Origin of the sequence: Pseudescherichia vulneris (genome assembly GCF_902164725.1) — a bacterium.
Lineage (GTDB): Bacteria > Pseudomonadota > Gammaproteobacteria > Enterobacterales > Enterobacteriaceae > Pseudescherichia > Pseudescherichia vulneris.
In genome coordinates this window covers 2,234,247-2,258,587 of record NZ_LR607338.1, presented here as the reverse complement: position 1 = coordinate 2,258,587, position 24,341 = coordinate 2,234,247, and the positions used below count along the sequence as shown (strand labels likewise).

25 protein-coding genes and 1 riboswitch are annotated in these 24,341 nt (G+C 58.0%); of the genes, 12 read left to right on the top strand and 13 right to left on the bottom strand.

Features of this window, described 5'->3' with window-relative positions; genetic code table 11:
* The first annotated feature begins 113 nt into the window (after positions 1 to 113).
* Positions 114 to 1,853 (top strand): peptidoglycan glycosyltransferase FtsI, encoded by a 1,740-nt coding sequence (ftsI, locus tag FN633_RS09615; RefSeq protein WP_154057556.1) that lies wholly within the window; start codon positions 114 to 116, stop codon positions 1,851 to 1,853.
* Positions 1,854 to 1,915: 62 nt separating this feature from the next.
* Complete coding sequence (gene rlmA / locus FN633_RS09610) at positions 1,916 to 2,731, top strand: 23S rRNA (guanine(745)-N(1))-methyltransferase (RefSeq protein WP_154057555.1); 816 nt, start codon at positions 1,916 to 1,918, stop codon at positions 2,729 to 2,731.
* Here rlmA and mntP read toward each other — a convergent pair.
* The 5 genes from mntP to manX form a co-directional block, all read right to left on the bottom strand.
* A complete protein-coding gene (gene mntP, locus FN633_RS09605; RefSeq protein ID WP_154057554.1) occupies positions 2,728 to 3,294 on the bottom strand; it encodes a manganese efflux pump MntP in 567 nt (188 codons plus the stop codon). The two genes, rlmA and mntP, sit on opposite strands and share 4 nt — an antisense overlap.
* Before the next feature lie 2 nt (positions 3,295 to 3,296).
* A riboswitch (yybP-ykoY riboswitch) is annotated at positions 3,297 to 3,483 on the bottom strand.
* A gap of 197 nt (positions 3,484 to 3,680) precedes the next feature.
* On the bottom strand, positions 3,681 to 4,139 hold the full coding sequence (locus FN633_RS09600; protein WP_154057553.1) for a DUF986 family protein: 459 nt from the start codon (positions 4,137 to 4,139) through the stop codon (positions 3,681 to 3,683).
* Between the two features lie 54 nt (positions 4,140 to 4,193).
* Positions 4,194 to 5,045 carry a PTS mannose transporter subunit IID gene (locus FN633_RS09595; RefSeq protein WP_042391302.1) on the bottom strand — a complete coding sequence of 284 codons (852 nt, stop codon included), beginning with the start codon at positions 5,043 to 5,045 and terminating at the stop codon, positions 4,194 to 4,196.
* Positions 5,046 to 5,057: 12 nt separating this feature from the next.
* Positions 5,058 to 5,858: a PTS mannose/fructose/sorbose transporter subunit IIC gene (locus FN633_RS09590; RefSeq protein ID WP_042391300.1), complete on the bottom strand. Its 801-nt coding sequence runs from the start codon at positions 5,856 to 5,858 to the stop codon at positions 5,058 to 5,060.
* Positions 5,859 to 5,919: 61 nt separating this feature from the next.
* Entirely contained in the window at positions 5,920 to 6,894 is a 975-nt protein-coding gene (gene manX, locus FN633_RS09585) for a PTS mannose transporter subunit IIAB (protein ID WP_154057552.1), read from the bottom strand.
* A 303-nt stretch (positions 6,895 to 7,197) separates the two neighbouring features.
* Here manX and FN633_RS18615 point away from each other — a divergent pair, with 303 nt between their 5' ends.
* Both FN633_RS18615 and yoaE read left to right on the top strand, forming a co-directional pair.
* A complete protein-coding gene (locus FN633_RS18615) occupies positions 7,198 to 7,335 on the top strand; it encodes a protein YoaL (protein WP_376782028.1) in 138 nt (45 codons plus the stop codon).
* Positions 7,323 to 8,885 carry a CNNM family cation transport protein YoaE gene (gene yoaE, locus FN633_RS09580; RefSeq protein WP_154057551.1) on the top strand — a complete coding sequence of 521 codons (1,563 nt, stop codon included), beginning with the start codon at positions 7,323 to 7,325 and terminating at the stop codon, positions 8,883 to 8,885. Before FN633_RS18615 ends, yoaE begins: the two co-directional genes overlap by 13 nt.
* Positions 8,886 to 8,891: 6 nt before the next feature.
* Here the strand turns inward: yoaE and FN633_RS09575 are convergent, their stop codons facing one another.
* The 4 genes from FN633_RS09575 to pabB form a co-directional block, all read right to left on the bottom strand.
* Positions 8,892 to 10,490: an EAL domain-containing protein gene (locus tag FN633_RS09575; RefSeq protein WP_154057550.1), complete on the bottom strand. Its 1,599-nt coding sequence runs from the start codon at positions 10,488 to 10,490 to the stop codon at positions 8,892 to 8,894.
* A gap of 131 nt (positions 10,491 to 10,621) precedes the next feature.
* On the bottom strand, positions 10,622 to 11,986 hold the full coding sequence (gene sdaA / locus FN633_RS09570; protein WP_154057549.1) for an L-serine ammonia-lyase: 1,365 nt from the start codon (positions 11,984 to 11,986) through the stop codon (positions 10,622 to 10,624).
* A gap of 184 nt (positions 11,987 to 12,170) precedes the next feature.
* Positions 12,171 to 12,749 carry a CoA pyrophosphatase gene (locus FN633_RS09565; protein WP_042391292.1) on the bottom strand — a complete coding sequence of 193 codons (579 nt, stop codon included), beginning with the start codon at positions 12,747 to 12,749 and terminating at the stop codon, positions 12,171 to 12,173.
* Between the two features lie 3 nt (positions 12,750 to 12,752).
* Positions 12,753 to 14,111 carry an aminodeoxychorismate synthase component 1 gene (pabB, locus tag FN633_RS09560; protein WP_154057548.1) on the bottom strand — a complete coding sequence of 453 codons (1,359 nt, stop codon included), beginning with the start codon at positions 14,109 to 14,111 and terminating at the stop codon, positions 12,753 to 12,755.
* 61 nt (positions 14,112 to 14,172) lie between these two features.
* On the opposite strand from pabB, the gene FN633_RS09555 reads away from it, so the two are divergent.
* On the top strand, positions 14,173 to 14,358 hold the full coding sequence (locus tag FN633_RS09555; RefSeq protein ID WP_042391288.1) for a YoaH family protein: 186 nt from the start codon (positions 14,173 to 14,175) through the stop codon (positions 14,356 to 14,358).
* Positions 14,359 to 14,360: 2 nt separating this feature from the next.
* Here the strand turns inward: FN633_RS09555 and FN633_RS09550 are convergent, their stop codons facing one another.
* Positions 14,361 to 14,705, bottom strand: a complete 345-nt coding sequence (locus tag FN633_RS09550; protein ID WP_154057547.1) for a RidA family protein — start codon at positions 14,703 to 14,705, stop codon at positions 14,361 to 14,363.
* 126 nt (positions 14,706 to 14,831) lie between these two features.
* Here FN633_RS09550 and yoaA point away from each other — a divergent pair, with 126 nt between their 5' ends.
* The 5 genes from yoaA to rnd all read left to right on the top strand — a co-directional run bounded on the left by yoaA (position 14,832) and on the right by rnd (position 21,263).
* A complete protein-coding gene (gene yoaA, locus FN633_RS09545) occupies positions 14,832 to 16,757 on the top strand; it encodes a DNA repair helicase YoaA (protein ID WP_154057546.1) in 1,926 nt (641 codons plus the stop codon).
* Between the two features lie 67 nt (positions 16,758 to 16,824).
* Complete coding sequence (gene tsaB, locus FN633_RS09540; RefSeq protein WP_154057545.1) at positions 16,825 to 17,520, top strand: tRNA (adenosine(37)-N6)-threonylcarbamoyltransferase complex dimerization subunit type 1 TsaB; 696 nt, start codon at positions 16,825 to 16,827, stop codon at positions 17,518 to 17,520.
* A gap of 67 nt (positions 17,521 to 17,587) precedes the next feature.
* Positions 17,588 to 18,175, top strand: a complete 588-nt coding sequence (locus FN633_RS09535) for a Slp/YeaY family lipoprotein (protein ID WP_154058894.1) — start codon at positions 17,588 to 17,590, stop codon at positions 18,173 to 18,175.
* 204 nt (positions 18,176 to 18,379) lie between these two features.
* A complete protein-coding gene (gene fadD / locus FN633_RS09530; RefSeq protein ID WP_154057544.1) occupies positions 18,380 to 20,065 on the top strand; it encodes a long-chain-fatty-acid--CoA ligase FadD in 1,686 nt (561 codons plus the stop codon).
* Positions 20,066 to 20,135: 70 nt separating this feature from the next.
* Positions 20,136 to 21,263 carry a ribonuclease D gene (gene rnd / locus FN633_RS09525; RefSeq protein ID WP_154058893.1) on the top strand — a complete coding sequence of 376 codons (1,128 nt, stop codon included), beginning with the start codon at positions 20,136 to 20,138 and terminating at the stop codon, positions 21,261 to 21,263.
* Between the two features lie 98 nt (positions 21,264 to 21,361).
* On the opposite strand, the gene minE is transcribed toward rnd, so the two are convergent.
* The 3 genes from minE to minC are packed head-to-tail and all read right to left on the bottom strand — an operon-like array spanning position 21,362 to position 23,198.
* A complete protein-coding gene (gene minE, locus FN633_RS09520; RefSeq protein ID WP_042391279.1) occupies positions 21,362 to 21,628 on the bottom strand; it encodes a cell division topological specificity factor MinE in 267 nt (88 codons plus the stop codon).
* Positions 21,629 to 21,631: 3 nt separating this feature from the next.
* Complete coding sequence (minD, locus tag FN633_RS09515; RefSeq protein ID WP_042391277.1) at positions 21,632 to 22,444, bottom strand: septum site-determining protein MinD; 813 nt, start codon at positions 22,442 to 22,444, stop codon at positions 21,632 to 21,634.
* A gap of 22 nt (positions 22,445 to 22,466) precedes the next feature.
* A complete protein-coding gene (gene minC, locus FN633_RS09510; RefSeq protein WP_154057543.1) occupies positions 22,467 to 23,198 on the bottom strand; it encodes a septum site-determining protein MinC in 732 nt (243 codons plus the stop codon).
* A 122-nt stretch (positions 23,199 to 23,320) separates the two neighbouring features.
* On the opposite strand from minC, the gene FN633_RS09505 reads away from it, so the two are divergent.
* A complete protein-coding gene (locus tag FN633_RS09505) occupies positions 23,321 to 23,605 on the top strand; it encodes a YcgL domain-containing protein (protein WP_154057542.1) in 285 nt (94 codons plus the stop codon).
* Positions 23,606 to 23,660: 55 nt separating this feature from the next.
* Complete coding sequence (locus tag FN633_RS09500; protein WP_154057541.1) at positions 23,661 to 24,320, top strand: fumarylacetoacetate hydrolase family protein; 660 nt, start codon at positions 23,661 to 23,663, stop codon at positions 24,318 to 24,320.
* The last annotated feature ends 21 nt before the right edge of the window (positions 24,321 to 24,341 follow it).

The following is a 24,341-nucleotide window of genomic DNA, read 5'->3' as shown; positions in this document are numbered from 1 at the left end:
AAGACCCTCCATTCTTCTTTTGTTGCAAAGCCATACCGTTATTAGCACACTTTTTTCCCTTTCTGGTGTTGTTTCCTGTCAAATCAGCGGGTTAATCCGTTTCAGGAGCCAAGGTGAAAAAAAATCCTCTTTCCAGCAACTATACCCCTCTACGTTTTGCCTTGCTCTGCGTGGCCATTATCTGTGCGCTGGGCCTGCTGCTGGGCCGAACGGCCTGGCTGCAGGTCGTCTCGCCGGAAAAGCTGGTCAAGGAGGAGGATATGCGCTCAATCCGGGAAGAGAAGATAGTCCCGCCCCGGGGAATGATCGTCGATCGCAACGGGCTTCCACTGGCGGTGAGCGTGCCGGTCAGTGCGATCTGGGCCGATCCTAAAGTCATTAACAGCAGCGGTGGGGTAAGTGTGAACTCACGCTGGCAGGCGCTGGCCAGCGCCCTGCATATGCCGCTGAGCGAGATTGCCGAACGCATCCGGCGTAACCCGCATTCCCGTTTTATCTACCTTGCCCGCCAGCTCGATCCGCAGCAGGCAAAATGGATTGATAACCTTAATTTGCCGGGCATCAATTTGCAGGAGGAGTCGCGCCGCTTTTATCCCAGCGGGCACGTCGCCGCTAACCTGATTGGCTTTACCAACGTGGACGGGCAGGGGATCGAGGGCGTTGAGAAGAGTTTTAACGCCCAGCTGATCGGCAAGCCCGGTCTGCGGCGGGTGCGCAAAGATCGCCACGGACACGTCATCGAAAATATGACTGAAACGCCTGTCGTCCCTGCGCACACGCTGATGTTAAGCATCGATAAGCGCCTGCAGACCCTCACCGAGGACGCGCTGGATAATGCCGTTAGCTGGAATAAAGCCGAATCCGGCGCGGCGGTGCTGGTGCGTATCCAGACCGGCGAAATCCTGGCCATGGCCAGCTACCCTGATTTCAACCCCAACAACCGCAGCGGTGCGACTCTCGATGACTTTCGCAACCGCGCCATCAGCGATACGTTTGAACCCGGCTCAACGGTGAAGCCGATGGTGCTGATGGCGGCGCTTAAAGAGGGCATCGTTCGGCCGGATAGCGTGGTCGACACCCATCCCTATACCCTCGACGGTCACCGCATTCGCGACGTGGGATACTATCCGGAGCTGACCCTCACCGGCATCCTGCAAAAATCGAGCGATACCGGCGTGTCGCACCTGTCGCTGGCAATGCCGATCCAGCGCCTGCTGGATACCTATAAAGCGTTTGGCTTTGGTACGTCAACGGGACTGGGGCTGACCGGGGAGAGCAGCGGCGTCCTGCCGGTACGTAAATACTGGGGCCAGCTCGATCGCGCCACCTTTTCGTTTGGCTATGGCCTCATGGTCACGCCCCTACAGCTGGCCCACGTCTATGCCACCATTGGCAGCTATGGCCTGGCGCGTCCGCTCTCCATCACCCGCGTCGATCCGCCGGTCGTTGGGAAACAAGTCATGCCGCAGGAGATTGTGCATGAGGTCGAACACATGATGGAGAGCGTGGCCCTGCCGGGCGGGGGGGGAACTAAAGCCGCCGTGCGCGACTACCGCGTGGCGGTGAAAACCGGCACCGCCAAGAAGATCGACGAGAACGGCAAATACGTTGATAAGTACGTGGCCTATACCGCTGGCGTTGCTCCTGCCAGCGCGCCTAAATATGCTCTGGCGGTGGTAATAAACGATCCGCAAAACGGCGCTTACTATGGCGGAGCAGTATCAGCTCCGGTATTTAGCGAAATTATGGGTAGCGTACTGCGGGCAGAAAACGTCCCGCCTGACGGGATGGCTCCCGACTCAAGCCATTTGGTGGTGCTGAATTCCCCCGGCGGTGCCGATCCGCTGCGTTAAGACATTTCCCGCAGAGGCAATTGGCGTTACACTTTCGCCCTTTCTCTCTGCCCGGAGTTGTTATGTCCTTCACCTGTCCGCTATGCCACGCACCGCTGCTGCGTACCGATAAAACCTACGTCTGCCCGCAGCGGCACCAGTTTGATATAGCGAAAGAGGGATACGTCAACCTGCTGCCGGTGCAGCACAAGCGTTCACGCGATCCGGGCGACAGTGCAGAGATGATGCAGGCCCGCCGCGTTTTTCTCGACGCCGGGCACTACCTGCCGCTGCGCCAGACGCTAAGCGATCTGCTGGATGCGCGCCTGCCGGAGAAGGCCGAGGCGCTGCTGGATATTGGCTGTGGCGAGGGGTACTACACCCACGCCTTCGCCGATATCGCCCGTCAGTACGGGGCCCAGACCTTTGGTCTCGACGTCTCCCGGGCGGCGGTTCGTGCGGCGGCGAAGCGCTATCCGCAGGCGATGTTCTGCGTAGCCTCCAGTCACCGCCTGCCGTTTGAGGCGCAAACGCTCGACGCCGTGGTGCGCATCTATGCACCCTGTAAAGCGGAGGAGCTGGCGCGGGTAGTGAAACCGGGAGGATGGGTGATTACCGCCGCGCCGGGGCCACGGCATCTGGTGGAGCTGAAAGGGCTGATCTATGACGAGGTGCAGCTGCATGCTCCACAGAGCGAGCAGCTGGCCGGGTTTACGCTGCGGGAGCAGCATTCGCCAGGCTACAGAATGACGCTAAGCGGCACCGAAGCCGTGGCGCTGTTGCAGATGACGCCGTTTGCCTGGCGGGCAAAGCCGCAGGTGTGGCAGGCGCTACAGGAGATGACCCAGTTCAGCTGCGAGGCGGATTTCAGCATTCAGTGCTGGCAGCGCGACGCTTAAGGGGCGAAGTGGCTCCAGAGGATCTGGATGCCGATGCCGATCAGCACTACGCCACCGAGGATCTCGGCCCGTTTGCCCAGCAGCGGGCCGATAAACTTGCCGATCATCATACCGAGGGTGGACATAATCAGGGTGGCGCAGCCGATGGCGAGCGCGGTGGTGATAATATTGACCTGCAGGAATGCCAGACCGACGCCGACGGCCATGGCGTCCAGGCTGGTGGCGATGGCGGTCGTGACCAGCAGCCAGAAGCTGTGGCGGCGCAGTGGAGTAGGATCTTCATCAGGCTGGCAGCGCAGCCCCTCCAGCACCATTCGGCCACCTAAAAATACCAGCAGCAAGAAGGCAATCCAGTGGTTCCACTCCAGTACAAACTGGCTGGCAAGCATGCCTAAGCCCCAGCCTAGCAGCGGGGTCAGCGTCTCAATGAAGCCGAAGATCAAGCCGGTACGCAGGGCGTCAGAAAATTTGGGTTTGTGCAGTGTCGCACCTTTACCAATAGAGGCGGCAAAGGCATCCATCGACATGCCAAAAGCGAGCAGCAGGGTAGCGGATAGGTTCATACAAGCGTCCTGACCGGGAAATCCATATGACACATCACTGCCCCCAGTAATCAGCAGTTGATGCGTCTATGGTCTCGCCTGACCGAAAAGCTTCAGCTATTCGATCCGTACGTGCCACGTTTTGCAACGAGTATGTTGACACGCACATTTCCGGGAACAGGAAATTGGCTACTCCCCAACGACGGGCGCAACCTTAACATATTTTGATAAACTAAAACAATAACCGAAGTTCATTATTTCGCGGTGCTATTGATAACGATTTTCATTTGGCTGGAAGGGTAAAAATAACGTTAAAAAAGATGATGAATTGCAGGGGTAATAATATAGCCATGGCTATGTTTCAGGGTGTTTGTATATCAAAAACATAGTCATGGCTATATTTTAACTTACTGAGTTTTAACCATAATTCTGTAGATTTTTTCCAGATCGTCGATATTTCGTACACGGATCAACAGACGTCGCTGCTCTAATTGCACTACCAGCACGCCATCTTCCGATAGCTGCATCGCATTAATACGCCCATATTCAATCCAGATATTCGCGAAGAAAAACCCATTTTCTTTGAAGATGATTTTTGGGGCACGGATCCAGAAAAGATATATAGCCACCAGCGCCAGCATAGATAATAGCCACGTGGTTAAAATAGCACCATGATGAGTGACGTTATTATAGATAAGAATAGCCAGCAGGCCGGTGAAGATCACGCTGTCGGCGCGGCTGCGGCGCAGCAGGGGAGCGGTGAGCAGCGTAGCACCGTGGCGGCGCGGCATAATAAACTCGTCATAGATAGCGTAAGCCAGCAGCCCAGCCACGCACAGCACCAGCACGTAGTCCGTTAACGACATTCATCCTCCAGAAATAAAAACCGGGGGCAGTGCCCCCGGCGTAACATCTACCGCTTACAGGCCGAGCAGGCCCACGGCGTAGCCCGCAATACCGATGACGAAGAAGCCAACGATGATCCACAGCGGGTTCACTTTCTTACGCAGCAGCCACATGCAGGCGAAGGTCAACAGCAGCGGTACCAGGCCCGGCATCAGCTGGTCAAGGATAGTCTGCACGGTGGTGACGTTAGTTTTCCCGGTCTGATCGGTGATCTCCGACACCACCAGCGGGATATTAACATGCGTCCACTTGTTTACCAGCGCCCCCATGACAAACAGCCCGAGGATTGACGCCCCCTCGGTCAGCTTTTGCAGGAAGCCGCCGCCCATATCTTTAACGATATCTACCCCTTTACGGTAGCCGTAGGCGACGCCGTAGTAGCGGGTTGCCAGACGTACCACGTTAAAGAGAATAAAGAACAGCAGCGGACCGAGCAGGCTGCCGCTCATGGCGATCCCCGCCCCGAGCGCGGCAAACACCGGACGCACGGTACCCCAGAAGATCGGGTCACCCACGCCTGCCAGCGGCCCCATCAGACCAACTTTGATACCGTTGATAGCACCATCGTCAATCTCTGCGCCATTGGCACGCTGCTCCTCCATCGCCAGAGTAACGCCGAGCACCGGCGCGGCAACGTAGGGGTGGGTGTTAAAGAACTCCAGGTGGCGTTTGATCGCCTGGCGGCGGGCCTCGTTATTCTCCGGGTAGAGGCGTTTGATAGCCGGTACCATAGAGAAGCAGAAGCCCAGCGCCTGCATACGCTCGAAGTTCCACGACCCCTGGAAGAGGTTAGAGCGGAGGAACACGCCGCGGATATCGCCAGCCGTGAGTTTTTTCTCGGACGTCGTTTTTGTTATATCAACCATGTCGCTCACCTGTTAATCCAGTTCGTTATCGAGATCGTTAGCACCGGCAGCCTGAACAGGCGCGCCCGCCGAGCGGTTATATTTCGGGCTAAGCTGAATGTAGAGAATGGCCATCACGGCACCGATTACCCCCAGCGCCACCAGGTTAAAGTTGGTGAAGGCGGCGGTAACGAAGCCCAGATAGAAGAACGGCATCAGGTAGCCAGCGCGCATCATGTTGATGACCATCGCATAACCTACGACCACGATCATGCCACCGGCGATGTTCAGGCCGCTGGTCACCACTTCCGGAATGGCGTTGAGCATGCTCTGTACTTCACTGGTACCCACGGAGTAGGCCACGATCACCGCCGGGATAGCGATACGCATTGCCTGCAAAAACAGGGAAGAGACGTGGATCCAGGAGAGCGCCGTCAGGTTGCCGTTTTCGGCCGCCTTATCCGCTGCGTGCTGGAAAGCCACGGTGATGGTACGAACGATAATGGTCAGCACCTGGCCTGCCGCTGCCAGCGGGATAGCCAGTGCGATACCGGCCCCGATGCTCTGACCACCGGCGATAACCAGCACGGTTGAGATGATGGAGGCCAGCGCGGCATCCGGCGCGACCGCCGCACCGATGTTCATCCAGCCGAGGGCGATCATCTCCAGGGTACCGCCGATGATAATGCCTTTTTGCATATCACCCAGCACGATACCGATTAACGTACAGGCCACCAGCGGACGGTGAAACTGAAATTCATCCAGCACCGACTCCATACCGGCAATACAGGCTACGACGAACACCAGCACAATCTGAAGAGTGGTAATCTCCATTGTACTTCTCCTATAGCATTACAGATTAAAGTGTAAAAACAGCGCGATCGGCGGGTGCCGGTTACTTCGCCACTTTGCTGATTAAATCCATCATTTTCAGACGTTGATCGCTGGACACTTTCCGCACCTCCAGCTCGATACCCTGGGCGTTGAGCTTTTTAAACGCGGCGATATCCTGCTCATCCACCGACACGGCGTTATTCACCTGGGTTTTACCCTGGCGGAAGGCCATGCCGCCAATGTTGACAGAGGTGATCTTCACCCCCTCGTCAACGAGGCGTACCACGTCGGTCGGGTTGGTGAACAGCAGCATCACGCGCTCACCGGCGTATTTCGGGTTGTTGTAAACGCGAACCATCTTGGCGACGTCCACCACGTGCGCGGTAACGCCGGGCGGTGCCACCTGGGTGAGCAGCGTCTTGCGTACCGTGTCGGCGGCGACTTCGTCACTGACGACAATAATACGCTGCACGTTGGTCTCTTTGGTCCAGCGTGTGGCCACCTGACCGTGGATCAGGCGATCGTCGATACGCGCCAGGCCAATGGTCATATAGTCTGCCGGCCCCATCGGTTTTAGCGGCGCGGCGGCTTTGGGAGCGGCGGCAGGGGCAGGGGCGGCAGGCTGCGCCTTCTCCACCGGCTGCGCCTTCAGTGCCTTCACGCCTTCGCGGCCTGCTTCAACAGCGACGGCCACCAGATCGTCAAACGTCGGGTTGTCATCGCGGCCCATCAGGGTCTCGACCAGCATCGGGATATTGACCCCAGCCACGACCTCATGGTGCTCTTTATCGACGACAATACGGCTGGCAGCGTTAAACGGGCTGCCGCCCCATGTATCGACGAGAAACAGCACGCCCTGACCGGTGTCGAGCTTCGCCAGCTGCGCGGTGTATTTTTCGATCAGCGTTTCGGCGTTTTCACCCGGTACGAAATCGATCCAGCCTACGTTCTCTTGTTCGCCCAATAGCATTTCAGCCGTTTTAAGCAGCTGCTCTGCAGCCCAGCCATGTGTGCCTATCACAATAGCAATGGTCACTTGCTACCTCCTTTATTATCGTGAATACATCCGTAGCAGATGCATTGTGAATCGTTACGTCATAGCGAATCGATTCAGAGAGGGATGACATAGAAAGTTCAGTCTTCGCGAATTATTTTAGATAGTGAAAAAATAATTTATGTGATTCAGATCCGTAATTTAGCTTTAATTGGAAAAGAAATTTTGTTGCGCAAAATATCTCCAAAAATGCAAATTCTGGTAAATCTTTGCAAAATCGCAATTCCCTCTGTTATGTTTACTTTCTGTTTATAATCACTGGAGTAGAGGGCAGCTGCCCACCGTATGGACCGTCACCGACGTCAGTTTACCTTCAGGCCGCTTAGCGCCTGTGTTAACCCCCTTTCTGTTGTCATCACGCCTGCATGTTGTAAGGCCCCGTTTTGTCATTCCTTTAGCAGGAGCCTGTCATGGAATTCTTAATGGATCCCTCAATCTGGGTGGGATTGTTGACGCTTGTCGTACTTGAAATTGTTCTCGGTATCGATAACCTGGTGTTTATCGCCATTCTGGCGGATAAACTGCCGCCCAGGCAGCGAGACAAGGCCCGGCTGATCGGCCTCTCCCTTGCGCTGGTGATGCGCCTGGCGCTGCTCTCCGTGATCTCCTGGATGGTGACGCTGACCCAGCCGCTCTTTTCGGTAATGGATTTCACCTTCTCTGGCCGCGATCTCATCATGCTGCTCGGGGGGATATTCTTACTCTTTAAAGCGACAACAGAATTACACGAGCGCCTGGAGAACCGCGAGCACGACAGCGGACAGGGGAAAGGGTACGCCAGCTTCTGGGTGGTGGTGGTGCAGATCGTTATCCTTGATGCGGTCTTCTCCCTCGATGCGGTGATCACTGCGGTAGGGATGGTGAACCACCTGCCGGTGATGATGGCCGCGGTGGTGATCGCCATGGCGGTGATGCTGCTGGCCTCGAAGCCGCTGACGCGTTTTGTTAACCAACACCCGACGGTGGTGGTGCTCTGCCTGAGCTTCCTGCTGATGATCGGTCTGAGCCTGGTGGCGGAAGGCTTTGGCTTCCATATTCCGAAAGGCTATCTCTACGCGGCAATTGGCTTCTCGATCATCATTGAGTTCTTTAACCAGGTGGCACGCCGGAACTTTATTCGCCATCAGTCGACGCTGCCGCTGCGGGCGCGTACCGCCGACGCGATCCTGCGTTTGATGGGCGGTCGCCGTCAGGCTGCGGTTCAGCACGAGCCGGACAGCCAATCCCCGGTGTCGGTACCTGAAGGCGCGTTTGCCGATGAAGAGCGCTACATGATCAACGGCGTGCTGACCCTGGCGTCACGCTCTTTACGCAGCATCATGACGCCGCGAGGCGAGATCAGCTGGGTCGATGCCAACCTTGAGGTGGACGCTATTCGCCAGCAGCTGCTCTCCTCACCGCACAGCCTCTTCCCGGTGTGCCGGGGCGAGCTGGATGAAGTTATCGGCATCGTGCGTGCGAAAGAGCTGCTGATGGCGCTAGAAGAGGGCGTCGACGTGGCGGCTATCGCCTCGGCGTCCCCGGCCATCGTGGTACCGGAAACGCTGGATCCCATCAAGCTGCTGGCGGTTCTCCGCCGCGCACGCGGGAGCTTCGTGATGGTCACCAACGAGTTTGGCGTGGTGCAGGGCCTGGTCACGCCGCTTGACGTGCTGGAAGCCATTGCCGGTGAGTTCCCGGACGCCGATGAGACGCCGGAGATTGTCACCGACGGTGACGGCTGGCTGGTAAAAGGCGCTACCGATCTCCATGCGCTACAGCATGCGCTGGGGATGGATAACCTGGTGAATGACGAAGAGGATATCGCCACCGTTGCAGGGCTGGTCATTGCGATCAATGGTCAAATTCCCAAGCCGGGCGAGGTGCTGCAGCTTGCGCCATTAACCATTACCGTGGTTGAGGCGAACGACTACCGGGTCGATCTGGTACGGGTTGTTAAAGAGCAGCCGGTACAGGACGACGAAGAGGAGTAGCCTCGTTCAGCGTAGCGGCGTCATGGGCATCACATGCCCGCTATAGGTGGCTGGGGGCGGCGTACTGCCTGCCAGCCACGTGGGGAAATCTTTTAGCGGCATAGGCTTCGCGTAGAGAAATCCCTGAAATAGTGTTACCCCGCGCTGGCGCAAACGCTGCGCCTGCAGCGGGGTCTCAACCCCCTCCGCAATTAGCTCAATTTTTAACCGCCTACCCAACGCGATAATAATATCCGTTACCGTCGAGTTCACCGCATCGGTGCCCACCGCCATGGTATAGGACTTGTCGATCTTCAATACGTCCGGACGCAGCTTCTCCAGCCACGAGAGGGAGGTGTTGCCGGTACCAAAGTCATCAATCGCCAGCTTCACCCCACGCCGGTGCAGGGCCCGCACGAGCCGGTAATCGATATCGGTGATCGGCTCCCGCTCGGTTAGCTCAATGGTGAGCTGCTGAACAGGATGGGCGTGGAACCAGAGGCGGTTAAGATCCTTCAGCAACGCGCCGTCGCGGAAATGGCTGGCGGAGACGTTGATCCCGATATGGAACTGGCTGTTGGCCGGGAACAGGCCTATCTGGCGGTGGGTCTCTGCTAGCACGTAGCGCGTTAGGGGAGCAATCAGGTTCTGCTCCTCGGCAATGGGGATAAAGACGTCCGGCGAGATCCAGCCCTGGCGCGGGTTATTCCAACGCAGCAGGATCTCCACCCCCTCACACTGATGGGTGCTGGCGTTCAGCAGCGGCTGGCAGAAAAGCTCAAACTCATGTGCCGCCATGCCGAGGTTGATCTCCCAGGAGAAGCTCATCCGGTTAGCGGTAACAATCCAGGCGATATAGCCCATCAGCAGGCTGATGATCACCGCTAGCGGCAGCTGGGAAGGAAGGTGGCGCAGCGCCAGCTCCCCTGCGCCGGGGCCCCTCACGCTAATGGTAAAGGGAAACTGTTCCGAGCTCTGCTGAAACCGTGTCTCGTTGACCAGCGGCGGCAGGCTATCCATGACCCCGGCACCGTAGATCAAATGCCGATGACCTACCGTGACGCTCGCCCCGGTGATCAGCGGTTTCTGCGGCTCCAGCATCAGGCGAGTGAGCAGATCGATATTGATCACCTCCATCACCCCATCCTGACCATTCTGGGTCAGGGGAAACCACTGGATCAGTATCGGGCTGCCGTGCAGCAGTGAGTTATCGGTAGTGAGCAAGAGCAGCGGCTGAGCGGTAGGGAGTGCGGGTTGAAGCTGATGAATAGGGACGTTGCGATAACCGAAAATGCTAGAGCAGTAGAGGACGCCGTTTTTGATAAGGCCGATAGAGCGTACGGTTTGCATCGTCGCGGCCTGTTTTCGTAGCGCCAGATGCGCCTCGTCGCAGGGCTGGCCCACCAGCGGTAGAAGCATCCCCCGGCCCTGGGCAAGAGGGATCAGGATCCTGTCCAGCGACGAGACCGCATGGTTGGTAAAAGAGAGGATCCGCTGCTGGTTAGCGTTGCGCTCGGAAATGTAGCGCGAGCCAAGCGTAAGGAAAAGCGTGAAGATCGCGACAATCACGCAGACGATGGCGCGTTTTCGACGGTAGCTTCTTATAATATGCTGTGCTGTTTGCATGTCCCGACGGTCCCCAGGAGGGCCGTTGGCGAAAAAGCAAACGGCAACACAGCAAGTGTAGTGGGGAAAAAATAATCGGCATCAAAAAGGGAAACAATTAGCCCTTTCGGGTGAAAGGGCCAGGTAACGTATTAGTCGCACTGCACCTTGATCGCCAGACCGCCGCGAGAGGTTTCGCGGTACTTAGCGTTCATGTCCTTGCCGGTTTCATACATGGTTTCGATCACCTTATCCAGTGACACGCGCGGGGCGCTGGTACGGCGCATCGCCATGCGAGAGGCGTTGATGGCCTTCACCGAGGCAATGGCGTTACGCTCAATGCACGGCACCTGCACCTGGCCGGCAACCGGATCGCAGGTCAGACCCAGGTTATGCTCCATGCCGATCTCTGCCGCCACGCAGACCTGCTCCGGGCTGGCACCCATCAGCTCCGCAAGGCCTGCCGCCGCCATAGAGCAGGCAACGCCAACTTCACCCTGACAGCCCACTTCCGCGCCGGAGATTGAGGCGTTCATCTTGTAAAGCGTCCCGATTGCGCCTGCGGCCAGGAAGTAACGGGTATAGATATCCGGGGTAACTGGCTCGATAAAGTGATCGTAGTAGGCCAGCACCGCCGGCACGATCCCGCATGCGCCGTTGGTCGGGGCTGTGACCACTCGGCCACCGGCGGCGTTCTCTTCGTTCACCGCCAGCGCGAACATGTTGACCCAGTCAACCACTACCATCGGATCGCTGGAGTGCTTGTCGCTGGCAACCAGCAGACGGCGCAGGGCTGAGGCGCGGCGCGGCACCCGCAGCGGACCCGGCAGCACGCCTTCGGTGTTCATGCCGCGATCGATACAGGCCTGCATTGTCTGCCAGACGTGGGCAAAGTAGTCGGCAATTTCCGCTTTGCTGTGCAAGGCCAGCTCGTTCTGCATTACCATGCCGGAGAGGGAGAGGCCGGTCTCTTTGCACCAGTTCAGGATCGCCTGGGCAGAGTTGTACGGGTAGGGCACGCTGACGGCCTGGGCGCTCTCTTTACCAAAGTGCTCTTCATCGACGATAAACCCGCCGCCGATGGAGTAGTAGGTTTTGCTGTAGATCTCTTTCTCGCCCTGATACGCATGGATGCGCATGGCGTTCTCATGCAGCGGCAGGTTGTCGCTCTGGAAACGCATCCCGTTATCGGCAGGGAAGTCCACCTCGTGACGCCCCTGAGCCAGCAGCAGGCGGCCACGGGATTCTACGTCGCGGATGAACCCCGGAATCGCATCAATGTCGACGGTCGCCGGCTCGTTACCCGCGAGGCCCATAATAATGGCGATATCGGTATGGTGACCGCGGCCGGTCAGCGACAGCGAACCATAAACATCCACCGCCACGCGGGTGACGCTCTCCAGCAATCCCTTTTCGACCAGATCATCGACGAACTGTTTCCCGGCCTTCATGGGCCCAACAGTATGGGAAGAGGAAGGACCAATTCCCACTTTAAACATGTCGAATATACTAATCACGCTAACACTCCTGACAGGGTTGCCGGACTCTCCGGCAACGATGTAATAATTGCGCATAGTGTAAGAGGGAACCGTGGGATCGGTTTAACTATTCACATGAATTAAACTAATAGCTAACCTCTATTTTACTAATGCTGAGAGGCAGGTCACGCCCGGTGAAAAATGGGCGCTGTGTAAAGTATAGTCAGGGTTTGAGGCCGATTTGTAAGGCCAGCTCACGAATTATGCCCGCCGTCATGCCCCAGACAAAGTAATGCTGATACCAGGAGAGCCACACCCGGTGCGCATTGCCGCGCCGGTGAATATCCAGCGGGTGATAACGCCCCAGGCGCAGCGCTTCAGCCAGCGGCATCTCAAATACCGCTGCCACCTCATCCTCGCTGGCGTGATAGTGCAGATCCGGCGGGATAATGCCCACCACCGGGGTAACCTGAAAGCCGGTCACGCTGTCAACCGGCGGCAGAACGCCAATCACCTCAACAGCCTCGGGCGGGATGGCAACCTCCTCCTCGGCCTCACGCAGGGCGGCGGCAATAATAGAGGCATCGCTGCTGTCCACAGCGCCACCGGGGAAGGCCACCTGGCCCGCGTGCTTACGCAGCCGCGCCGAGCGCTGGGTCAGCAGCAGCCCCGGCTGCTCACGGCGTACCACCGGGATCAGCACCGCCGCCTGGCGGTTGTTCAGGCTCGCACCGCTGGCCTGGGGGCGTAAAAGTTGGAAGCGTGATAAAAAATCGTCCAGAGTCAGGTTTGTGCTCTCCACCGGTTATCTCTCCAGCTGTTGCAGAATACGATTAACTTTATCAAAGGTTTCCTGATATTCCGCCTCGGGCTGACTATCGGCAACGATGCCGCCCCCGGCGGAGCAGTAAATCTGCCCGTTGCAGGCGCTCAGCGTGCGGATAGTGATGCTGGTATCCATGGTGCCGCAGAGGCTGATATAGCCAATGGAGCCACACCAGGCATTACGCCGCTGCGGCTCCAGCTCGTCAATGATCTGCATTGCCCGTACCTTTGGCGCGCCGGTGATCGAGCCGCCGGGAAAGGCAGCCCGCAGCAGATCGCTGGCGTGCTGCGAGGCGGGCAGCCGGGCGGTGACGGTGCTGACCAGATGGTGAACGGCAGGAAACGGCTCCACCACAAACAGCTCCGGGACACGCACCGAGCCGGGCACCGCCACCCGGCCAATGTCGTTGCGCATCAGGTCAACGATCATCAGGTTTTCAGCGCGATCTTTCGGCGAGGCCGCTAGCTTTTCCGCCTGCTGGCGATCGGCCTGCGGATCTGCCAGCCGGGGCAGGGTACCTTTGATGGGCCGAGTCTGAATGCGATCCCGCTCCAAATGGATAAACCGCTCAGGGGAGAGGCTCAGGATCGCCCCTGCCTCAAGACGCAGGAAGGCGCTGAACGGCGCGCGGTTGCTGGCGTTAAGGCGGGTGAACGCCTGCCACTCATCGCCTTGATAGGTAGCCTGAAAGCGCTGGGCCAGATTGACCTGATAGCAGTCGCCGCTTTGCAAATAAGCCTGCACGCGAGCAAATTTATCGGCATACTGCGCTGGCGTCATATTGGCGCGCCAGCGGGAGGTGAGGCAAAAATCCTCGCTATCGGGCACCTGCTGTGCCTCCAGCCAGGCGAGACGGGCACTGACGTCGCCGTGGCTCAGCAGCGACACACGTTTGGTATGGTGGTCGACAATCAGCGCCCAGTCATACAGCCCCACCGCCATATCCGGCAGGTCGATGTCGGCCTCCGCCTGCGTGGGCAGGTTTTCAAAGCGTCGACCCAGATCGTAGCCAAACAGCCCCAGCGCGCCGCCCTGGAAAGGAAGATCGGGATTAACCTCGGCAGGCAGCGCCAGCGACGTCAGCGCCTGCTGAAGCAGCGCCAGCGGATCGGCAGTGGAGATCTCCGTGCCGTCCAGCGTCACGCGCGTGCTCTCACCGGTGGTCACCAACGTGCCACGCGGATCGGCGACCATAATATCGAAGCGGCTGTAGGCATGCTCGGCATGGCCGGAGTGCAGCAGCATCGCCCACGGCAGGTGGCTCAGACGTGCAAACCAGAACTCAGCGGCGTCGTGACGCCACGGTAGGGTAATAACGGTAGGGGAAAGCGTGTTCATGGGTGGCAAACAACCAGGCAGCGTGAAATAATTAGCGCTGATAATCTAGCAGGAGTTAACGATGTTTGCAGGTTTACCTTCGCTCAGTCATGAGCAACAGCAGCAGGCAGTAGAACGTATTCAGCAGCTTATGTCCGAAGGCATGAGCAGCGGGCAGGCGATCGCGGTGGTCGCCGAAGAGCTGCGTGCCAACCATACCGGAGAACGGATCGTGGCACGCTTTGAAGATGAGGATGAAGAAGAGTAGTTCTATACCGCGGCGATAATTTTAATTTCGACTCGGTACTGCGGGTTCATCAGCGTCGCCTGTACGGTGCAGCGTACTGGCGCATGGCCTGCTACCACCCATGCATCCCACGCGCGGTTCATTGCCGCAAAATCATTAGCGTCGGCCAGAAAAATCGTGGCGTCGAGAATGCGCGTTTTATCGCTACCCTGTTTTGCCAGCACGGCGTCAATCTGCGCCAGAGTGTTGGCAGTCTGCGCCTCGGCGTCAGCCGCAAGGTTCTCCGGCACGCCGGTGTAGTACAGCGTCTGGTTGTGGATCACGGCATCGGACCAGCGGGCCTCGGCATCAATACGTTTAATCGTCATTTTTCACTCCGTTATGGCTTTTTTGCAGGGCCAAGACTGCCACAGGGGAGCGATCCTGTCACGACTTCGGCTAGCTAAAAATTCCTGCGCCTGACATAATCACTGGCGATATAACCAGGGGGCGGCGTGGCAGAGAACAGTGTAACGGACGATTTTGCAACAGACGGGCAGTTAGCGAAAGCGATACCGGGGTTTAAACCGCGTGAGCCGCAGCGGCAGATGGCCCAGGCGGTCAGCGCTGCCATTGCTAATACCCAGCCGCTAGTGGTTGAGGCCGGAACCGGGACGGGGAAAACCTACGCCTATCTGGCCCCGGCCCTGCGCGCCGGGAAAAAGGTCATTATCTCCACCGGCTCAAAGGCGCTACAGGATCAGCTCTACAGTCGCGATCTGCCGACCGTCTCCCGCGCGCTGGAGTACACCGGCCGTCTGGCGCTGCTGAAGGGGCGCTCCAACTACCTGTGCATCGAACGTCTTGAGCAGCAGGCGCTGGCCGGAGGCGATCTGCCGGTGCAGATCCTCAGCGACGTTATCCTGCTGCGATCATGGTCGAGTCAGACCCTTGATGGCGACATCAGCACCTGCGCCAGCGTGGCGGAGGACTCCCAGGCCTGGCCGCTGGTCACCAGCACCAACGATAACTGCCTCGGCAGCGACTGCCCGATGTATAAAGATTGCTTCGTGGTCAAGGCGCGTAAGAAGGCGATGGACGCCGACGTTGTGGTAGTTAACCACCATCTCTTTCTCGCCGACATGGTGGTGAAAGACAGCGGCTTCGGCGAGCTGATCCCTGAGGCCGACGTGATGATCTTCGACGAAGCGCATCAGCTGCCGGATATTGCCAGCCAGTACTTCGGCCAGTCGCTCTCCAGCCGTCAGCTGCTGGATCTGGCGAAAGATTTCACCATTGCCTACCGCACCGAACTGAAAGATACCCAGCAGCTGCAGAAGTGCGCGGATCGCCTGGCGCAGAGCGCGCAGGATTTCCGCCTACAGCTGGGCGAGCCGGGCTATCGCGGCAACCTGCGCGAGCTGCTGGCGGACAGCCACGTCCAGCGCGCGCTGCTGCTGCTCGATGATGCCTTAGAGCTGTGCTATGACGTAGCCAAACTCTCTCTTGGTCGCTCGGCGCTGCTCGACGCGGCTTTTGAACGGGCCACCCTCTACCGCACGCGCCTCAAGCGGCTGAAAGAGATCAACCAGCCGGGCTTCAGCTACTGGTACGAGTGCACCTCTCGCCACTTCACCCTCGCCCTGACCCCGCTCACCGTGGCGGAGAAGTTCAAAGAGGTGATGGCCCAGAAGCCGGGAAGCTGGATCTTTACCTCGGCCACGCTCTCGGTGAACGACGACCTGCACCACTTTACCTCCCGCCTCGGGATTGAAACGGCAGAGTCGATGCTGCTGCCCAGTCCGTTTGATTTCGCCCGCCAGGCGCTGCTCTGCGTGCCGCGCAATCTGCCGCAGACCAACCAGCCCGGCGCGGCGCGCCAGCTGGCGGCCATGCTCAGACCCATGATCGAGGCCAACAACGGCCGCTGCTTTATGCTCTGCACCTCCCACGCCATGATGCGCGATCTGGCGGAGCAGTTCCGCGCTACCCTGTCGCTGCCGGTGCTGTTGCAGGGGGAGACCAGCAAGGGCCAGCTGCTACAGCAGTTTGTCACCGCCGGAAACGCCCTGCTGGTGGCAACCAGCAGCTTCTGGGAAGGGGTGGACGTGCGCGGCGATACCCTGTCGCTGGTGATCATCGACAAGCTGCCCTTTACCTCCCCGGACGATCCGCTGCTGAAGGCGCGGATGGAGGATTGCCGCCTGCGCGGGGGCGATCCTTTTGACGATGTTCAGCTGCCGGACGCGGTGATCACCCTCAAGCAGGGGGTAGGCCGCCTGATCCGCGACATCGACGACCGTGGCGTGCTGGTGATCTGCGACAACCGACTGGTGATGCGCCCCTATGGTGCCACCTTCCTCGCCAGCCTGCCGCCGACCCCGCGCACCCGGGACATCGCCCGCGCGGTGCGATTCCTGGCCGGGACCTCCACGCAGTAATTTGCCGTAGAGTGTGCTAAGATGCGCGCCATTTTATTGAATCAACACCCCGAGAGCGCGAAGACCAATGCGAATTCTGGCTATTGATACCGCCACAGAGGCCTGTTCCGTTGCCCTGTGGAATGACGGTACGACCTCTGCCCACTTTGAACTCTGCCCAAGAGAACATACCCAACGTATTTTACCTCTGGTTCAGCAGACGCTGAACGACAGCGGCGTTACCCTTGCCGAACTCGACGCGCTGGCCTTTGGCCGCGGGCCGGGCAGCTTTACCGGCGTGCGCATTGGCATCGGCATTGCCCAGGGCCTGGCGCTGGGTGCCGAGCTGCCGATGATCGGCGTCTCGACGCTGGCTACGATGGCGCAGGGTGCGTGGCGTAAAACCGGCGCGACGCGCGTGCTGGCTGCTATCGATGCTCGTATGGGCGAAGTCTACTGGGCCGAGTACCAGCGGGATGAGCAGGGCGTCTGGCACGGCGAAGAGAGCGAGGCGGTACTGAAGCCGGAAGCGGTCAGCGAACGCCTGGCCCAGCTCAGCGGCTCCTGGGCCACGGTAGGAACCGGCTGGCCCGCGTGGCCAGAGCTCGGTAAGGAGAGTGGGCTGACGCTCAGCGACGGCGGTATCCTGCTGCCTGCCGCTGAAGATATGCTTCCGCTCGCCTGCCACCTTTTCGCCCAGCAGCGCACCGTCGCCGTGGAGCATGCGGAGCCGGTTTATTTGCGCAACGAGGTGGCCTGGAAGAAACTTCCGGGCAGAAAATGAATCTCAGCTATATACATAACGTAACAATGTAATAGCAGGAAGGTGGTAAGTGAAGGTATCCCAAAAGGTGGGTCAAAGCAGGTCCGGTTGCTGGCTGCTGGCAGGCTTAGCCGCCTTAGCGTTGAGCGGCTGCGTCTCGGTGCCTGACGCCATTAAAGGCAGCAGCCCAACGCCGCAGCAGGATCTGGTGCGGGTGATGAATGCGCCTGAGCTGTACGTCGGCCAGGAGGCGCGCTTCGGCGGTAAAGTTATCGGCTTGCAGAACACGCAGGGACAAACCCGGCTGGAGATCGCCTCGGTACCGCTGGACAGCGGCGCGCGCCCTGTGCTGGGTGAACCTTCCCGCGGGCGTATCTATGCCGACGTGAACGGCTTCCTTGATCCGGTGGATTTCCGTAATCAGTATGTGACCGTAGTCGGCACCATCAGCGGCGTTGAGCAGGGCAAGGTGGGCGAGACTCCCTATAAGTTTATGGTCATAAAGGTGAGTGGCTATAAGCGCTGGCATCTTCAGCAGCAGGTTATGCTGCCGCCGCAGCCGATCGACCCCTGGTACTGGGGGCCGGGGCCTAATCCCTGGCGTTACGGTGGCTACGGAGGGTACGGCTGGTACAACGCCGGTCCTGCCCCGGTGCATACCATCGTAACAGAGTAACTCTCTGTTAAATAAGAGAAGAGACAGCGGACTATCCGCTGTTTCTCCTTTTTTATGACCATAACAAGAATAAAAGAGTGACGCGCTTCGCAACCTGTGAATCAGCCAATTAATAAACTGGTACAATGAGTTAATATAATGTTAATGGCATGTTTATTAAGCGGAGTTGCGATGACGGCGAATTTTCATTTCAGAGGTGACGCATTGAAGAAGGTTTGGCTTAACCGTTATCCCGCCGACGTGCCAGCGGACATCAACCCCGATCGCTATCAATCCCTTGTGGAACTCTTCGAAAACGCCGCGATCCGTTATGCGGACCAGCCAGCGTTTATCAACATGGGCGAGACCATGACCTTCCGTAAGCTGGAAGAGCGCAGTCGTGCCTTTGCCGCCTGGCTACAGCACGGCCTTGGGTTAAAGAAGGGCGACCGCGTGGCGCTGATGATGCCCAACCTGCTGCAGTATCCGGTTGCGCTGTTTGGTATTTTGCGTGCCGGTATGGTGGTGGTCAACGTTAACCCTCTCTATACCCCCCGCGAGCTGGAGCATCAGCTCAACGACAGCGGCGCGGCGGCTATCGTCATCGTCTCTAACTTTGCCCACACCCTTGAAAAGGTGGTGGAGAAAACTCAGGTCCAACACGTGATCTTGACCCGCATGGGGGATCAGCTCTCTGCGGCGAAGGGGACGCTGGTCAACTTCGTGGTCAAATACGTTAAGCGGCTGGTACCGAAATACCATCTGCCGGACGCCATCTCGTTTCGCCAGGCGCTGCACAACGGCTACCGGATGCAGTATGTCAAGCCGGAGGTCGTCCCGGACGATCTCGCTTTCCTGCAATACACCGGCGGCACCACCGGCGTGGCCAAAGGGGCGATGCTGACCCACCGTAACATGCTGGCTAACCTCGAACAGGTGAATGCCACCTATGGGCCGCTGCTGCACCGGGGAAAAGAGCTGGTGGTTACCGCTCTGCCGCTGTATCACATCTTTGCCCTGACTATGAACTGCCTGCTGTTTATCGAGCTGGGCGGGCAGAACTTGCTGATCACCAACCCGCGCGATATTCCAGGGCTGGTGAAGGAGCTGGCGAAGTACCCCTTCACCGCCATGACCGGGGTGAATACTCTGTTTAACGCGCTGCTGAACAACAAAGAATTTCAGCAGCTCGATTTCTCTACGCTGCACCTCTCCGCAGGCGGCGGGATGCCTGTTCAGCAGGCGGTCGCTGAGCGCTGGGTGAAGCTAACCGGGCAGTATCTACTGGAAGGCTACGGCCTGACGGAGTGCTCTCCGCTGGTGAGCGTGAACCCGCACGATATCGACTACCACAGCGGCAGCATCGGCCTGCCGGTGCCCTCTACGGAAGTGAAGCTGATTGACGACGAGGGCCGGGAAGTACCGCACGGCGAGCCGGGCGAACTGTGCGTCAAGGGGCCGCAGGTGATGCTGGGTTACTGGCAGCGCCCTGATGCCACCGACGAGATCATCAAGGATGGCTGGCTGATGACCGGTGATATTGCGGTAATGGACGACGAAGGCTTCCTGCGCATCGTCGATCGTAAAAAAGATATGATCCTGGTCTCCGGCTTCAACGTCTACCCTAACGAAATTGAAGATGTCGTGATGCAGCACCCTGGCGTGCAGGAAGTGGCCGCCGTCGGCGTACCGTCAACCAGCAGCGGGGAAAAGGTAAAAATCTTCGTGGTGAAAAAGGACCCCACCCTCAGCGAAGAGGCGCTCATTACCTTCTGCCGCCGTCAGCTTACCGGCTACAAGGTACCGAAGCTGGTGGAGTTTCGTGAGGAGCTGCCGAAATCCAACGTCGGCAAAATTTTACGGCGAGAATTACGTGACGAAGCGCGCGGCAAAGTAGACAATAAGGTCTAAGCTTCGAGTGAGTCGTCCAACGCCGGTTAGCCCGGCGTTTTTTATGGGCGCAAACCAAAGAGAGTATGATTTGAACTACCAGATGATCACTACCAACGACGCGCTGGCGACCATGAGCGAGGCGGCGCGCGCGTTTCCGGCTCTTGCCATCGATACCGAGTTTGTCCGCACCCGCACCTACTATCCGCAGCTGGGCCTGATCCAGGTCTACGACGGCCAGCAGGTTTCGCTGATCGATCCGCTAGAGATCACCGACTGGACGCCGTTCCGCGAGCTGATGATGGATCGCGCGGTCACTAAGTTTCTCCACGCCGGCAGTGAAGATCTGGAAGTTTTTCTCAACGTGTTTGGCGAGCTGCCGCAGCCGCTGATCGATACCCAGATCCTTGCCGCCTTCAGCGGCCGCCCGCTGTCGTGGGGCTTCGCCTCCATGGTAGAGGAGTATACCGGTCTGGCGCTGGATAAAAGTGAATCCCGCACCGACTGGCTGGCGCGTCCGTTGACCGAGCGCCAGTGCGACTACGCTGCCGCCGACGTCTGGTATCTTTTGCCTATCGCCCACAAGCTGATGGCAGAGACTGAGGCGGCGGGCTGGCTGTCAGCTGCGCTGGACGAGTGCCGCTTGATGCAGGTGCGCCGTCAGGAAGTGCTGGCCCCGGAAGAGGCGTGGCGCGATATTAGCAACGCCTGGCAGCTGCGTACTCGTCAGCTGGCGTGCCTGCAGCTGCTGGCCGCGTGGCGTCTGCGTAAGGCGCGCGAACGCGATCTGGCGGTAAACTTTGTGGTGCGGGAAGAGAACCTGTGGGCGGTCGCACGCTATATGCCGGGCAGCCTCGGCGAACTGGACAGCATCGGGCTCTCGGGGAGCGAGATCCGCTACCACGGTAAAACGCTGCTGGCGATGGTTGCGCAGGCCCAGGCGTTACCGGAGGAGGCCCTCCCGGAGCCGCTGCTGAACCTGCTTGATATGCCGGGCTATCGCCGGGCCTTCAAGGCGATTAAGGCGCTGGTGCAGGAGGTGAGTGTGGCAAAAGGGGTAAGCGCCGAGCTGCTGGCCTCCCGTCGACAAATAAATCAGCTGCTTAACTGGCACTGGAATATTAAGTCGTTTGCTACTCTGCCGGAACTTATCTCTGGCTGGCGCGGTGAATTAATGGCATCGAGCCTTCAGGCTCTGCTGCTGGAATTTCCCCGCTAGCTAACGCGTCACTGTAAATAAACACAGTGAATAAGCATAAATAAAAAAGGCAGCGCTTAACGGGCTGCCTTTTTAATGAAGGAGATAACAATAAAACGTTATTTCGTCTCTTCAGCTTCCGGTAGGGTAACGTTGAGCTCAAGGATAGAAATATCGCCGTCTTTTTGTTCCAGCTGTACCGTCACCATTTCCGGATCGATCTGCACATACTTACAAATCACTTCCAGAATATCTTTGCGCAGCTGCGGCAAATAGTGTGGCTCAGCATCGCTGCGGCGACGCTCGGCCACGATGATCTGCAGGCGCTCTTTCGCTATGTTAGCGGTACTCTTCTTTCGTGAGAGAAAAAAGTCTAGTAATGCCATAATTTATCCTCCGAACAGGCGTTTGAGGAAACCTTTCTTCTCTTCTTCGATGAAGCGGAAAGGGCGTTCTTCTCCCAGCAGACGTTCCACGGTATCAGCATACGCTTTACCGGCATCTGATGTCGCGTCCAGGATCACAGGTTCGCCCTGGTTAGAGGCGCGCAGCACGGACTGATCTTCCGGGATCACCCCGACCAGCTTGATGCGCAGGATCTCCAGCACATCTTCCATGCTCAGCATGTCGCCTTTGCTGACGCGGCCCGGGTTGTAGCGGGTCAGCAGCAGATGCTCTTTGATCGGCTCTTGACCGTTCTCGGCGCGGCGCGATTTAGAGGAGAGAATGCCCAGAATGCGGTCCGAGTCGCGTACTGAGGAGACCTCTGGGTTAGTGGTAATAACGGCTTCATCTGCGAAGTAGAGCGCCATTAGCGCGCCGGTTTCGATCCCGGCAGGGGAGTCGCAGACGATGAAATCGAAATCCATCTTCTTCAGATCGTCGAGCACTTTCTCGACGCCGTCACGGGTCAGCGCGTCTTTGTCACGCGTCTGGGAGGCAGGAAGAATATAGAGGCTTTCCGTGCGCTTATCTCTGATCAGCGCCTGGTTTAACGTTGCATCGCCCTGAATAACGTTAACGAAATCATAGACTACTCGGCGTTCACAACCCATGATCAGGTCGAGGTTACGCAGGCCGATATCGAAGTCGATAACGACGGTCTTCTTTCCCTTCTGGGCCAAACCAGTCGCGATGGCCGCGCTGGATGTCGTCTTACCGACGCCCCCTTTACCCGAAGTAACAACAATAATGCGTGCCATAGGTGTTCCTTGTTATAAGGGCTTAATTCAATGGTTGAACAGTCAAAGCGTTATCCGCGAGGAGCAGGCGTGCCGCTTTGCCATAATATTCGGCCGGGATTTGATCGCTCAGCCAGTATTCACCCGCGATGGAGACCAGCTCCGCGGTGAGATGTGTGCAAAAAATTTGTGCTTCTCTGTCGCCGTTGGCCCCCGCCAGCGCCCGTCCACGCATCATGCCATAGATATGGATATTGCCATCGGCGATCAGCTCTGCGCCCGCGCTGACGTGGCTGGTCACGATCAGATCGCAGCCCGGGGCATATATTCTCTGTCCGGAACGGACCGGAACATCAATTAAGCGTGTTTTTGTGATCGGTGCGACAACGGGCTCTTCAACGATTGTCGTCTTAACTACCGACGCTTCAACGACCGGGGCCTCAACGGCAGGCGGCTGGCGGGGTTTTTCTTTGCCTTCCGTCAGCAGTGGGAGCCCGGCGCGGTCAATCTCTGCCTTCAGCTCGGCCTGTTTACAGCCGCTGACGCCGATAACACGCAAACCGGTGCTGGCAATCGCTTTATGCAACGCAGACCAGTTTACCGCCTCGTCCAGCGCGGAAATGTTAATAACAACGGGAGCATGCTGTAAAAAAGCGGGAGCCTGAGCGATTTTGTCTTCTAAGGCCTGACGAATAACCTCGGGTTTCGCATCATGCAAATGAACCACTGATAAGGTAAAACTACTGCCTTTAAGCTCGATGGGCGTGTTTGACATCCTGACCTTACTCATTTAGCTATTATCCCCCGCACAGCGGGTGATATTCCGAAGACTCTCAGGCATGTTATAGTCCCTGCTATATTGAGGCAAGACACCTCCCATTAATAATGAGTAAAAGTATGTTTTGTGTGATCTACCGAAGTGCTAAGCGTGAACAGACCTATTTGTATATCGAGAAAAAAGATGATTTTTCTCGGGTCCCTGAGCCATTAATGAAAAGTTTTGGCCAGCCGGTCATGACGATGCTGCTGCCCCTCGACGGGCGCAAAAGCTTAGCCAATGCCGATCTGGACAAAGTTAAAGCGGCGCTGAAGGAGCAGGGATATTACCTGCAAATGCCGCCGCCGCCGGAGGATCTCCTTAAGCAGCATCTGCAAAGCAGCGGGAAGATTGACAAATCCTGAGACGGCGGTGATAGTCAAATTCCACTCGCGTTCAAAGGGTTACTCAGGGGGTAACATGTATCAGCATCATAACTGGCAGGGTGCACTGTTAGATTTTCCCGTCAGTAAAGTTGTTTGCGTTGGCAGTAACTATGCGAAACATATTCAGGAGATGGGCAGCGCTACGCCGGACGAGCCGGTGCTGTTTATCAAGCCTGAAACCGCGCTCTGCGATCTCCGCCAGCCGTTGGCCTTGCCGCAGGGGCTGGGATCGGTGCACCACGAAGTTGAGCTGGCGGTACTGATCGGCGCTACGCTGCGCCAGGCCTCGGAAGAGCACGTTCAACAGGCGATTGCCGGCTACGGCGTGGCGCTGGATCTGACGCTGCGTGATGTTCAGGGCAAAATGAAGAAGGCCGGGCAGCCGTGGGAGAAGGCCAAAGGCTTTGACAACGCCTGTCCACTCTCCGGCTTTATTCCGGCAGCGGAGTTCGCAAGCGATCCGCAGAACACGCTGCTCGGGCTGAAGATCAATGGCGAGGTACGTCAGCAGGGCACCACGGCGGATATGATCCACAAGATTGTGCCGCTGATTGCCTACATGAGCCGCTACTTCACCCTACGCGCCGGGGACGTCATTCTTACCGGTACGCCGGAAGGCGTCGGTCCGCTGCACAGCGGCGACGAGCTGGAAGTGAGCTTTAACGGCCAGTCCCTCACCACCCGCGTGCTGTAAAACCCTTTCCTAATGAACTCA

Excerpts from the sequence above, each read along its gene's own strand:
- rlmA (WP_154057555.1), top strand. The coding sequence starts at position 1,916 with ATGTCCTTCACCTGTCCGCTATGCCACGCACCGCTGCTGCGTACCGAT.
- mntP (WP_154057554.1), bottom strand. The coding sequence starts at position 3,294 with ATGAACCTATCCGCTACCCTGCTGCTCGCTTTTGGCATGTCGATGGAT.
- FN633_RS09600 (WP_154057553.1), bottom strand. The coding sequence starts at position 4,139 with ATGTCGTTAACGGACTACGTGCTGGTGCTGTGCGTGGCTGGGCTGCTG.
- FN633_RS09595 (WP_042391302.1), bottom strand. The coding sequence starts at position 5,045 with ATGGTTGATATAACAAAAACGACGTCCGAGAAAAAACTCACGGCTGGC.
- FN633_RS09590 (WP_042391300.1), bottom strand. The coding sequence starts at position 5,858 with ATGGAGATTACCACTCTTCAGATTGTGCTGGTGTTCGTCGTAGCCTGT.
- FN633_RS18615 (WP_376782028.1), top strand. The coding sequence starts at position 7,198 with ATGGACCGTCACCGACGTCAGTTTACCTTCAGGCCGCTTAGCGCCTGT.
- yoaE (WP_154057551.1), top strand. The coding sequence starts at position 7,323 with ATGGAATTCTTAATGGATCCCTCAATCTGGGTGGGATTGTTGACGCTT.
- FN633_RS09575 (WP_154057550.1), bottom strand. The coding sequence starts at position 10,490 with ATGCAAACAGCACAGCATATTATAAGAAGCTACCGTCGAAAACGCGCC.
- pabB (WP_154057548.1), bottom strand. The coding sequence starts at position 14,111 with ATGAACACGCTTTCCCCTACCGTTATTACCCTACCGTGGCGTCACGAC.
- FN633_RS09555 (WP_042391288.1), top strand. The coding sequence starts at position 14,173 with ATGTTTGCAGGTTTACCTTCGCTCAGTCATGAGCAACAGCAGCAGGCA.
- FN633_RS09550 (WP_154057547.1), bottom strand. The coding sequence starts at position 14,705 with ATGACGATTAAACGTATTGATGCCGAGGCCCGCTGGTCCGATGCCGTG.
- tsaB (WP_154057545.1), top strand. The coding sequence starts at position 16,825 with ATGCGAATTCTGGCTATTGATACCGCCACAGAGGCCTGTTCCGTTGCC.
- minE (WP_042391279.1), bottom strand. The coding sequence starts at position 21,628 with ATGGCATTACTAGACTTTTTTCTCTCACGAAAGAAGAGTACCGCTAAC.
- minD (WP_042391277.1), bottom strand. The coding sequence starts at position 22,444 with ATGGCACGCATTATTGTTGTTACTTCGGGTAAAGGGGGCGTCGGTAAG.
- minC (WP_154057543.1), bottom strand. The coding sequence starts at position 23,198 with ATGTCAAACACGCCCATCGAGCTTAAAGGCAGTAGTTTTACCTTATCA.
- FN633_RS09505 (WP_154057542.1), top strand. The coding sequence starts at position 23,321 with ATGTTTTGTGTGATCTACCGAAGTGCTAAGCGTGAACAGACCTATTTG.
- FN633_RS09500 (WP_154057541.1), top strand. The coding sequence starts at position 23,661 with ATGTATCAGCATCATAACTGGCAGGGTGCACTGTTAGATTTTCCCGTC.